General features: G+C 32.9%; 10 protein-coding genes and 1 other RNA gene. 7 read left to right on the top strand and 4 right to left on the bottom strand.

Annotated features, from left to right (window positions below):
• Window positions 1-87: 87 nt before the first annotated feature.
• Window positions 88-2274 carry a response regulator gene (locus RB619_RS14570; protein WP_308098689.1) on the top strand — a complete coding sequence of 729 codons (2187 nt, stop codon included), beginning with the start codon at window positions 88-90 and terminating at the stop codon, window positions 2272-2274.
• Here RB619_RS14570 and RB619_RS14565 read toward each other — a convergent pair.
• Window positions 2271-3518 carry a DEAD/DEAH box helicase gene (locus RB619_RS14565; RefSeq protein WP_308098687.1) on the bottom strand — a complete coding sequence of 416 codons (1248 nt, stop codon included), beginning with the start codon at window positions 3516-3518 and terminating at the stop codon, window positions 2271-2273. The genes RB619_RS14570 and RB619_RS14565 overlap by 4 nt on opposite strands.
• Window positions 3519-3643: 125 nt before the next feature.
• Window positions 3644-4690, bottom strand: coding sequence for a formimidoylglutamase (locus tag RB619_RS14560; protein WP_308098685.1), 1047 nt, complete (start codon window positions 4688-4690; stop codon window positions 3644-3646).
• 97 nt (window positions 4691-4787) lie between these two features.
• On the opposite strand from RB619_RS14560, the gene RB619_RS14555 reads away from it, so the two are divergent.
• Complete coding sequence (locus tag RB619_RS14555) at window positions 4788-5666, top strand: hypothetical protein (RefSeq protein ID WP_308098683.1); 879 nt, start codon at window positions 4788-4790, stop codon at window positions 5664-5666.
• Window positions 5667-5737: 71 nt separating this feature from the next.
• On the opposite strand, the gene hutI is transcribed toward RB619_RS14555, so the two are convergent.
• Window positions 5738-6976: an imidazolonepropionase gene (hutI, locus tag RB619_RS14550; protein ID WP_308098681.1), complete on the bottom strand. Its 1239-nt coding sequence runs from the start codon at window positions 6974-6976 to the stop codon at window positions 5738-5740.
• A 106-nt stretch (window positions 6977-7082) separates the two neighbouring features.
• The gene (locus RB619_RS14545; RefSeq protein WP_308098679.1) at window positions 7083-8135 is read right to left on the bottom strand and encodes a glutaminyl-peptide cyclotransferase; all 1053 of its coding nucleotides are present in this window, start codon (window positions 8133-8135) and stop codon (window positions 7083-7085) included.
• Between the two features lie 88 nt (window positions 8136-8223).
• Here RB619_RS14545 and ffs point away from each other — a divergent pair.
• The 5 genes from ffs (at window position 8224) to RB619_RS14520 (ending at window position 11838) form a co-directional block, all read left to right on the top strand.
• An RNA gene (gene ffs / locus RB619_RS14540) (signal recognition particle sRNA small type) lies at window positions 8224-8321 on the top strand.
• Between the two features lie 184 nt (window positions 8322-8505).
• Window positions 8506-9309, top strand: a complete 804-nt coding sequence (locus RB619_RS14535; protein ID WP_308098676.1) for an SDR family oxidoreductase — start codon at window positions 8506-8508, stop codon at window positions 9307-9309.
• A gap of 35 nt (window positions 9310-9344) precedes the next feature.
• The gene (locus RB619_RS14530) at window positions 9345-10421 is read left to right on the top strand and encodes a hypothetical protein (RefSeq protein ID WP_308098674.1); all 1077 of its coding nucleotides are present in this window, start codon (window positions 9345-9347) and stop codon (window positions 10419-10421) included.
• Between the two features lie 170 nt (window positions 10422-10591).
• A complete protein-coding gene (gene fsa / locus RB619_RS14525) occupies window positions 10592-11248 on the top strand; it encodes a fructose-6-phosphate aldolase (protein ID WP_308098672.1) in 657 nt (218 codons plus the stop codon).
• Window positions 11249-11340: 92 nt separating this feature from the next.
• On the top strand, window positions 11341-11838 hold the full coding sequence (locus RB619_RS14520) for a hypothetical protein (RefSeq protein WP_308098671.1): 498 nt from the start codon (window positions 11341-11343) through the stop codon (window positions 11836-11838).
• The last annotated feature ends 43 nt before the right edge of the window (window positions 11839-11881 follow it).

Genomic DNA, 11881 nt, shown 5'->3' with positions numbered 1-11881 from the left:
AAACAATAATTAAAGAAAAGTTGTATTTTTATTTGAAATACAGCTTTTTTTTATTTTTAAGTGTATATTTGGTAAAACTAGCCGTTTATGCCCCGAATACGGATTTTTCTTCTTCTGATCGTTTTTCTGAATTGTGGTATCAGTTCAGCATTCGCACAGTCTGAACCGATCTCGGATACTAAAATTAACAAGCTTGTCAAAGAGGCTTGGGATGATTTTAAGGAATCAAATTTTGAAAAATCATTAATTACTTCACGCGTTGCTCTAAATTACGCTACATCAAAGAAAAATAATTACTTAATATCAAAAGCTTATAAAATAATTGCTGGCAATTATAGTGAATTGTCAGAATTTGATAAAGCTGTTTTTTTCTATAATAAAAGTTTGTTTTATGCCAATAAAACAAATAATGACTCTTTAAAATATAGCCTTCATAACAACTTAGGGAATATTTATTGTTTCGAAAAAAAGCAATTCGATAAAGGGATTTCCTATTACAAAAAATCAATTGCATATAGTTTAAAAATCAACGCCATCGATCAAGTTTATTTCACTAATGTGAATATTGCCTGGGCTTATTTTGATATTGGAAAATTTAAAGAAGGTTATCCGTATTTAAAATTTGTAGGCAATAATATTGAAAAATATGGTGACGCGTCGACTGAGATTGTGGTCAATATGCTTAACGGAATGTATTCGTCTTTCAGAAATGAGAATGATACTGCCAATGCTTATTTTTTGAGCGCCATTTCAGCAGGAAAAAACAGTGATGAAAAATCAGACTTGTCTTATGCGCATTTGGAATATTCTAAGTTTTTAATGAAAATCAAAAACTATAAAGAAGCATATGAACATCTTACTTTGTATAATCAAATCACAGAAGAATTATACAACCAGGAAAAGTTGAAGAAAGCTTCTATAGCAGGTTTTAATCTTGAATTGGACGAATATAAAAGACAGATTGATAAGATTGAAAATGAAAAAATCTCACAATATCAAAGTCTTAAAAAATCCCGAATTATTGTAATTCTGTTTGTGCTAATTTCTCTAATTCTGATGTTTTTGATCATCACTTTAATTAAAAATATCCGATTTAAAAAGAAGCACAATTTAGAACTTTTAAAAGCCAAAGAAGTAGCTGAAGAAGCATCGTTGCTAAAAACGCAATTTATTTCAACAATAAGCCACGAATTGCGTACACCGCTTTATGGAGTGGTTGGGATTACCAATATGCTTTTGGAAGAGCATAAGGAATTGTCAAGAAGCCAGCATTTGAGTTCGCTGAAATTTTCAGCTCGATATTTATTATCTCTTGTAAATGATATTCTGCAGATTAATAAAATTGAAGAAAATAAAGTAGTACTGGAAAATTTGACATTCAATATTTCTGATGAAATTATGATGATCAAGAACTCACTTTCTTTTTTATCTCAAAAAAATAACAATAAAATCAATATTGAAATCGATCCAGATATTCCTGAATGTTTGATTGGTGATAAACTCAGACTCGCTCAAATTTTGATGAACTTGGTGAGCAATGCTTTGAAATTTACAAAAAATGGCGAAGTAGAGGTAAAAGTTGATCTACTGAAAACAGAAGGGAAAAATCATTTCTTAAGCTTTTTGATAAAAGACAATGGAATTGGAATTGCGACTGTTGATCAAAGTAAAATTTTTGAGAAATTTGTTCAAGTTGGCCGAAAAGATGAAGATTACCAAGGAACTGGCTTAGGTTTGAGTATTGTAAAACGATTATTAGGTTTGTTTGGAAGTACGATTACGCTTGAAAGTGATTTAGGTCAGGGAACTTCTTTTTCGTTTATTATTCCGTTTGAGCATGATCCAGAAAAAACTAAAAAAATAATAGCTGAAATTGAGGTTGATTTGACCTCAAATGAAGTTCATAAAATTTTAATAGTCGAAGATAATCGCATTAATCAACTTGTGACGAAGAAAATTATTGAGAAGAATAATTATATCTGCATTGTGGCAGATGATGGTTTTGGCGCTTTAGAGATTTTAGAAAAAGAAACTTTTGATCTTATTTTAATGGATATCAATATGCCATTAATGAACGGATTTGAAACCAGTAAAAGAATTCGTTTGCAGGATATTAAGACGCCAATTGTGGCTTTAACTGCTTTTGATAAAGACGAAATAACAGATGAGGCAATTTCATCAGGAATAAACGATATTATCATCAAACCTTTTGAACCTGTAAAACTCTTTAAAATTATTAGTTACTTAATAGAAGAAGCTAAAAACGCTGGTTAATACCAGCGTTTTTTATTTTGCTTAGAAGCATTTGATTTTCTTGATTTGTGAGCGCCTCCGCTTCGATTTGAATTTTTTGGTTTCTCGCCGGCTTCAGGACTTCCAGAATGCCATTGATAAGGATGCTCGGTAATTATTTTGACATCCACTTTTATCAATTTCTTGATGTCTTTCCAATACGGTTCTTCATCTTTTCCACAAAATGAAATTGCAATTCCGCCATTTCCTGCACGTCCTGTACGACCAATACGATGCACGTAGGTTTCTGGAATATTAGGCAAATCAAAATTAATTACATAAGGCAATTGCTCAATATCAATTCCTCTTGCAGCTATATCTGTAGCAACTAGAACACCAACTTCTTTATTTTTAAAAGCATCTAAAACGCGTTGTCTCGCATTTTGAGATTTGTCTCCGTGAATAGCTTCAGCAGGAATATCTTTTTTGCGAAGTGCTTTTACAACATTATCAGCACCGTGTTTTGTTCTTGAAAAAACAAGCACGTTTGATAAATTTTCTTCTTTAATTAAATGATAAAGCAAGTTTCTTTTTTCTGTTTTGTCAACAAAATAAATACGCTGTTCTACATTTTCGGCAGTTGAAGAAACCGGAGAAACTTCTACTTTTTCAGGATCTTTCAAAAACATTTCTGCCAATTCACGAATAGCAATTGGCATAGTTGCTGAAAACAATAATGTCTGACGGTTTTTTGGGGTTAATTTTACGATCTTTTTTACATCGTTAATAAAACCCATATCCAGCATTTGATCCGCTTCGTCTAAAACCAAAGTATGCAAATGGTCTAAATCTAGAAAACCTTGTTTGTGCAAATCCAATAATCTTCCTGGAGTTGCCACCAAAATATCAACACCTTTTTTTAAGGTTTCAACTTGTGGATTTTGCGAAACGCCTCCAAAAATTGTTAACTGTGTTAAGTTGGTATATTTGGCATAAGTGTCAAAACTTTCTCCAATTTGTACGGCAAGTTCGCGTGTTGGTGTAACAATAAGCGCACGAATTTGTTTGGCTTTTTTAGATGAACCTACAATTCGGTGTAATTGATGTATAATTGGGATGGCAAATGCTGCTGTTTTTCCTGTTCCTGTCTGCGCACAGCCAATTAAGTCTCTTCCTGATAAAACGATCGGGATAGATTGTTCTTGAATTGGAGTGGGGTTTAGGTAGCCTTCTTCAAATACGGCTTTTTGTATACTTTTTGAGAGTGATAAATCTTCGAATAACATATCTTAGGTATTAAGAATTTAGTTTAAAACACTAAAAATTCTGTGCAAAGATAGGTTTAATCGGTCAATCCTTTATTTGAATCTTGTATTATTTGAAAAATGTGTGGTTTTAAGCTCGTTGACCTTCAGTTAGATTTTTCTTTTTCGTTATTTGCTTTTATGAAATCTGTTATCAAGTAACCGATTAATTTTCCAATTAAATTATTATTTGGAGAATCGGCTAAATCTGGAGCACCTTCGCAAATATGCAGGTAAGTGGCATTTTTATTTTGACCAAAGAAAGAAACAAACTGACGAAGTTCTTCTACCGAAAATCCGCTGATTGTCATGGCACTGCTGGCAATATTTGGAATTGCATCCAAATCAATTTCAATTCCAAAAGAATCATTTTTTATAAATTCTAATGCCAAAGCCATTTCTCGGGTAAAATCTTTTTCCTTTCGAATATTTACACTATCGTACGTATTATAACGTACGCGATCTTCTAGTTTTTTGATAACATCTAAAACGCTTTTTGAAGTATAATTTTCATGTAATCCGAAGATGAAATATTTTTTAAGGAAACCTTCTTCATAAGCATACGAAAAACCATTTCCACTGTGACGGCCTTCAAGAATCCTGAAATCAGAATGCGCATCAAAATTGATTGCATTTATAGGTTTTCCTTTGGCAAGAGCCGAACCTTTAATATTACCGTATGCATTATTATGGCCTCCGCCAATGATAATTGGAGTTTTTCCAGCTTTTATAATGGTAAATATAATATGAGAAACTTCTTTGTCGATTTTTTCAACTAGCTGGCTTAGTTTTGAACGGTCGTCAATGTCGTTGAAATCAAGATTTTCAACATCACGCATTTCCTGCGAAACATTTATTTGTCCTAAAACAATTATCTGACTGCCTTTTGAAAAACGATTGTGCTGAATATTAGCAATACTTTTTATAGCGCTTTCCCAAGCCGAAGCAGCACCGGGACGGCCATAGTTGGCACGCACGCCAATATCTTCAGGAATTCCTAAAAGTACATATTTAGCCTCGCTTTCGGTCAAGAATTTTACTTTGTCGGCTTCTTTAGGAATGACAATCATTTTCTCGCCAAATTTAATTTCACCACTTCGGTGATTGGTAACTTTAGCTAAATCATTAATAGTAAAAGGAATTAATTTCTCCATATAAAAAAAATATTGCTCAAAAATAATATAATTGTGACAACTTACGTTATTACGATATATTAATTCTTAAATTTGTTAATAAAGAAAATTATTAAATATGGAAAACCCAAAGAACAACAACTCAAGTCTAAAAGCGGTAATCGCTGTTTTAGCAGTCCTACTGATTGGTAGTTTAGTGTATATTTTTAAATTATCTTCTGATACAGAAGTAGTTAAAACTGAGCTTACCACTACAATGACAGAAAAAGAATCTGTTATGAAAGATTTACAAGAATTGAAAGCAACTTATGATGCTGCAATTGCTGAAAATACTTCAATGTCTGATGAATTGATTCAGGAAAGAGATAAAGTAGTAGCTCTTATGGATGATTTGAATAAATCAAAAGGAGATGTTTCTAAATACAGATTTCAAGTTCAGGCGATGCAGGGCAAAATGAAAACTTTAGTTGCTGAAAATGATGAATTGAAAAAACAAAATGGTGTTTTAACAAATCAGAGAGATAGTACTATTGTAGTTTTAGGTGAATCTAAAAAATACAATGAAGTATTAGTAGGTCAAAATGAAGAACTGGCTAAAACTGTTGAAAAAGGATCTAAATTATCTGTTTTAAATACTAAAACTATTGCTTATAAAGTAAAAGGTTCTGGTAAACAAATTGAAACTGATAAAGCAAGCCGCGCAGATGTATTGAAAGTAAGTTTTACAATTGCTGAAAATTCAATCGCAAAATCTGGTGACAAAACGTATTATGTACAAGTTATCGATAGTAAAAACAATGTATTAGGAGAGAAGAAAACTGAAAACTTTGGCGACAACTCTTTGACTTACAGTTTTAAAACTACAGTGAAATACGAAAATAAAACAGTTCAAATTTCTGAAGATTTAATTGGTAAAGATTTTGAAAAAGGAGCTTATTTTATTAATGTATTTGATAACGATGAATTAGTTTCTAAAACTAGTTTCAACTTAAGATAATAGCCAAAGGATAATACCACTTTGATATTAAAGGTCTGTGAGTTTTCACAGACCTTTTTTTTATCTTTTTTTTATTCTAAAATTTTTCCTTCCAGAAAAACACTTTCGATTAAATTGCTTCCAAAAGCGTACGGAATTTGATAATAAGAAGAAATTGGCTTTGTCAGGATTAAATTAGCTTTTTTGCCTTTTGTGATACTTCCGTGAGTTTCTGAAAGTCCCATAGCATAAGCTCCGTTTATTGTAGCGGCGTTTATTGCTTCTTCAGGAGTCATTTTCATTTTTATACAAGCTGTAGCAACAACAAAATTCATATTTCCTGATGGAGTAGAACCTGGGTTAAAATCTGTAGCTAAGGCTACAGGTAATCCAGCTTTTATCATTTCGCGTGCTGGCGTGTATGGAATGCTTAAAAAATAAGAGCAAGAAGGCAATGCAACAGGCATTGTTTCTGTGTCTTTTAAGGCTTCAATGTCTTCTGGGCTCATAACTTCTAAATGATCAACAGAAAGGGCGTTAAATTTGATTCCTGACTGGATGCCTCCAATAGAATTGAATTGGTTTACGTGGATTTTTGGCTTTAAGCCAAATTGGATTCCGGCTTCCATAATTTTTTCTGTTTCTTCGGTAGAAAAATAGCCAGTTTCACAGAACACATCAATATAATCGGCGAGTTTGTTTTGAGCGATTTCAGGAAGCATTTTGGTAATGATTTCGTCAATATAACCTGCTTTGTTTTCTTTGTAATGCGTTGGAAATGCATGTGCTCCTAAAAAAGTAGCCTTTATTGCAATTGGATAATTTTCGCCTAGTTTTTTAATAACGCGAAGCATTTTTAATTCGCCTTCAATAGTTAATCCGTATCCTGATTTTGTTTCAACTGCGCCCGTTCCTAAATGCATTACTTCTTCTAAACGAATTTTAGACTGCTTGTAGATTTCTTCTTCAGAAGTTTCATTTAGTTTTTTTGCTGAGTTCAAAATTCCGCCACCACGATTGGCAATTTCTTCATAAGATAATCCATTGATTCGGTCAACAAATTCCTGTTCGCGATTTCCTGCATATACAATATGTGTATGACTGTCACACCAAGTTGGGAGAATTACTTTTCCTGTTGCATCAATAATTTTGTCTACTTTGATTTCGGTAAGATTTTCCATTGAGCCAAAATCTTCAATCAAATTATCTTTTATAATTAAATAAGCGTTTTTTATCGTAGGAAGCACTGCCATTTCTAGGCCCGAAACTTTAGAAATTGAAGTTTCGCGTACTTGAAGTAATTCTTTTATATTTTTAATTAAAGTGATCATTATATGGATTTAGTATTTTGAGAATGTTATAAAACACAAATTTCACAAATTATCACGAACTAATCCGTGAAATTTGTGAAATTCGTGTTTTTATTCTTCGTGTTGTTTATTCTGAAACTGTGATTTCAAACATTTTGCTCCAGTTTTTACCGGTGACAAAAATGGTTTTGGTTTTAGGATTGTAAGCAATTCCATTTAAAGCATCATCACTCTTAACGTCATTCATTGTTTTTCTTAAAGCAGATAAATCTAAAATTTGTTCAACAGCACCAGAGTTTGGATTTACAACCGCAATAGCATCTTTGAACCATACATTAGCATAAATTTTTCCGTCGATCCATTCAAGTTCATTAACGGCTTTGATTTTTGATTCTCCTGAATAAACGTTGATATAATCAATCATTTTTTGTGTCGATGGGTCAACTTTCCAGATTTTTTCTGTTCCGTCAGTTTGGTAAATGTGTTTTCCGTCATTTGTCATTCCCCATCCTTCAATGTCTTTTTCGTAATCAAAAGTTTTTTCAAGCTTTAATGTTTTTGCATCATAAATAAAGCCTTTTTTGTTTTTGTACGTCAATTGGAATAATTTACCATTTAAAAATGTAATTCCTTCTCCAAAATATTGTTTGTCAAGATCAATTTGCTTGAAAATTTTTCCTGTTTTGTAATCGTATTTTTTTATGAATGAAGCGCCTTCTTGACCTGTACTTTCGTATAAAGTGTCATTGTAAAATTCGAAACCTTCTGTAAAAGATTTTTTATCATGTGCGTAAGTATTTACAACTTTATACTTTAATAATTTGGGTTGAATATCCGAAACTAACTCGATTCTTTTAGTCGCATCAGAAGAGTCTCCGCCAAAATAAACAGTAGCTTTTAGGTATTGATAGCCTAATTTTTGATCTAGTAATTCAATTCTAAAATCTGTAGCACCTTTTGTGCTTCCCACTCTTAGGTCGTTTATGAAGTAGGCAACGCTGTCGATTTCTTTTGATTTTGGGTTCAAAATTCCGATTGTAAGCGGTTCTTTTTGCGTAAAATGAGCCGGAAATGCAGAATCATCGATAGTAAATAAAGAATTTTCACCTTTATTTTTATCTCCACATCCAATTAATGTGATTCCTAATAAAATGACAGTTAGGAAGTTATATTTTTTCATAGTTTAAAATTTGAATAAGCCAATATACAACGATATTTTTATAGCAACAAAGCTCTTGCAAAAATATAAAAAGATTGTATATTTGCACCGGCAAGTCCTACACGACCAGCTCCTGCAGACTCCTCCAGGATGGGAACATAGCAAGGGTACGTGGTTGAGCGGTGCGATGTAGGTCGCTTGCCATTTTTTTTTTTTTTTTTTTTTTTTAGAATAAATTTAATTTGTAATCTTCCTTCTGGAGGATTTTTTTATTTTTATCCCATTCGTAGTTAGGTGCTATTGGTTAGAAGTTAAATGTTGGTTGCTTTGTGCAGTTCAAAAATAAACTCAATTCCAAAAACTCATAACTCATAACCCATAACTCAAAAAAATGAATAAAGTCGTTTTAATTACCGGAGGATCATCAGGGATTGGAAAATCAATTGGAGAATTTTTGCATAAAAAAGGTTTTGTTGTCTATGGGACCAGCAGGAATCCGGAAAAAGTACTGAATTCTATTTTTCCGTTAGTAGCTTTAGATGTGAGAAATGCTGATTCTATTAAAACTGCTGTGTCAAAAATTCTTGAAATTTCTGGACGATTAGATATTGTAATCAATAATGCCGGAGTTGGAATTACGGGACCTTTGGAAGAAATTCCGATGGACGAAATAAAAAACAACTTTGAAACCAATTTTTTTGGACCAATTGAAGTGATGAAAGCGGTTTTGCCACAAATGCGTGAGCAAAAATCAGGTTTAATTATTAATATAACTTCAATTGCAGCTTATATGGGATTGCCTTATAGAAGCGTTTATTCGGCTTCGAAAGGAGCTTTGGAGTTGATTACTGAGGCTTTGCGAATGGAGGTAAAGCAATTTGGGATCGAAATTACAAATGTTGCTCCTGGAGATTTTGCAACCAATATTGCGTCTGGACGTTATCATGCACCCGTTGTAAAAGGTTCGGCTTATGAAAAGGTTTATGGCGATACGCTTTCAACAATGAATGAACATGTTGATGCAGGAAGCAATCCGAACGAAATGGCCGAAGCTATTTATAAAATCATTCAAAAAGAGAAGCCAAATGTGCATTATAAAGTTGGCGTTTTCATGCAGAAATTTTCGATTGTTTTGAAACGCGCGCTTCCAGATAAAGTTTACGAGAAGATGTTGATGAACCACTATAAATTATAAAATTATTTAACCCCAAAACTTTCTAACCAAAAAAAATGAAATACCTTTTATTGCTTGTTACTATTGTTTTTTGTTCTTGTTCACCAAAAATCAGAACTTCTGTTGCTGAAAAACATGAAAAATTAAATGAAACGGATAAAGTTGTTGTTTTTAACGCTAAATCTGAACTACCACAGGCTTACAGCAAAATTGGAACTACTAAAATTGGAGATACAGGTTTTACAACAAATTGCGATTTAATGACTGTACTTGAAAAGGCAAAAATTGAAGCTCGTAAAAGCGGTGCAAATGCATTATTGATTACAGAACATTTGTATCCGAGTACATTTGGAAGTACATGCCACAGAATCACTGCAGATTTGTTGAGAATTGAAAATACAGCGGATTATGACAAGCCTAAAATTGTAAAGGATACTCTTCAGCCAATTGTGAGTTCGAAAGCTGTTTCGACTAATGAAGTAGTTTATGGCCCTGTCTATTCTGGTTTTAAAACTTCAAAATTTTTAATAACTGCGAATGTTGGGCAGAGTTTTAGGGTTGCTTCATCGCCAGATGGATTAACTTCTGAACAAAAAGATTATTATAGAAAATTGAAATCAGGATTGAGTTATGATTTAAGTGCTTATTATTTGAAAGAAGGTAAGGGCGGATTTGGTTTGAAATACAATGTTTATAAATCTTCAGGAACTATTTATAATCAGACTATAACTAATGAAAATGGATTAAAAATGGAGGGAGATTTTAGTGACGATATAACAATTTCGTTTATTGGCCCATCTTTTATATTGACAGAAGATCAGAATGCGAGAGTTGGAGAGGCTAATTTGGAGTTGGCGATAGGATATATGGGGTATCAAAATAAGTCTGGTGTTGCGGGTTATCCCGTTAAAATAACAGGTTCTAATTTGGGTATGATTGGAGGAATGGGATATCATTTTAGGATTACACCGCACTTTTTATTAGGTCCACAGGTTAGTTTTATTGGTGGAACTTTGAAGAAATTAAAGTATACATATGCAGATGGCACTACATATACTGAAAAGCTTGATAAAGAAGAATTAGAAAATTTATGGAGAATTGATTTGGCTATTGGTGCTAAGTTTAGATTCTAAGTTGTAATTTTGCAGCTGAGTTTGCGTGAGGGATAGAAGCTTACTACCGAAGTAGTGCGGATAGCCCGACCTTATTTGCGAAAGGCGCGCATAAGCGGTTTGCTACGTGCGCCTTTTGCAAATAAGGTCACGCCCTGAGAATGTTCAACACAATTATAAATATATAAATTATGAAATTTTTTATTGATACAGCTAATTTAGCTCAAATTAAAGAAGCACAAGCTTTAGGAGTTTTGGATGGTGTAACAACTAATCCGTCATTGATGGCAAAAGAAGGAATTACTGGAAAAGACAATATTTTAAAGCATTATGTTGACATCTGTAATCTTGTAGAAGGTGATGTAAGTGCTGAAGTGAATGCATTGGATTTTGATGGAATGATCAAAGAAGGTGAAGAACTAGCTGAATTGCACGATCAAATCGTTGTAAAATTGCCAATGACTAAAGAAGGTGTTATGGCTGCAAAATATTTTTCGGATAAAGGAATTAAAACAAATGTAACTCTTGTTTTCTCTGCTGGACAGGCTTTATTGGCTGCTAAAGCTGGAGCAACTTATGTTTCTCCTTTTATTGGGCGTTTAGATGATGTTTCAACTGATGGATTGAATTTGATTCAGGAAATTAGAGAAATCTATGATAACTACGGTTATGAGACTCAAATCTTGGCAGCTTCTGTACGCCACACTATGCATATTGTAAACTGTGCTAAAATTGGTGCTGACGTTATGACTGGACCACTTTCTGCAATTTACGGTTTATTGAAACATCCTTTAACTGATATTGGTTTAGCTCAGTTTGTAGCTGATTTTGAAAAAGGAAATAAATAAGAATCAGACTCTTATAAATATTAAATCGTCTTTCTTCTGTTGAAGAGAGACGATTTTTTTTTACTTTTATGTAAACGTTAAAAGAAATATTTATGAAAATGATCTTAGTTTTAGTTTCGTTTTTTGCTGCAACTTTATCTATAAATGCTCAAGCAGCCAAAGTTCTGACAAGTGTTAACGACGCCGGTGATGTGGCTACTTATGAACTGGATTGCACGACCAAATTTCAGACTCTGGCAAAAGGTCTGCGGTACAATATTACCCGACATGAATTTAAAGGGCCAGAGCTTAAAAATTCGTATCGATTATTATTGGTTATGGATGGTTTTTATTCGAAAACGCTGAATAAAGAAATGACAATTTCGGCAGTTTTGACAGATGGAACTGTTATTGAAGCCAGAAAAATAATTGAAGATGACGGTTTTTTTGATGGAGCATGTACTTTAAAAATTAAAGATCCTAATGCGCTTTTAAAAGCTGATATTGACAAAGTTATTATTCACGCAGATAAAGAGGTCGTTTATAAATTATCGGCGCAAAATAAAGCAGTTTTTAAAGCGAATTTGAATAATATTATCAATGCTAAATAAGATGCTGAGATACTAAGATTCTGAGGTTCTAAGATTCTAAGAT

Source organism: Flavobacterium sp. LHD-80, from assembly GCF_030929605.1.
Classification (GTDB): domain Bacteria; phylum Bacteroidota; class Bacteroidia; order Flavobacteriales; family Flavobacteriaceae; genus Flavobacterium.
This window is presented reverse-complemented; position numbering and strand designations above follow the sequence as displayed.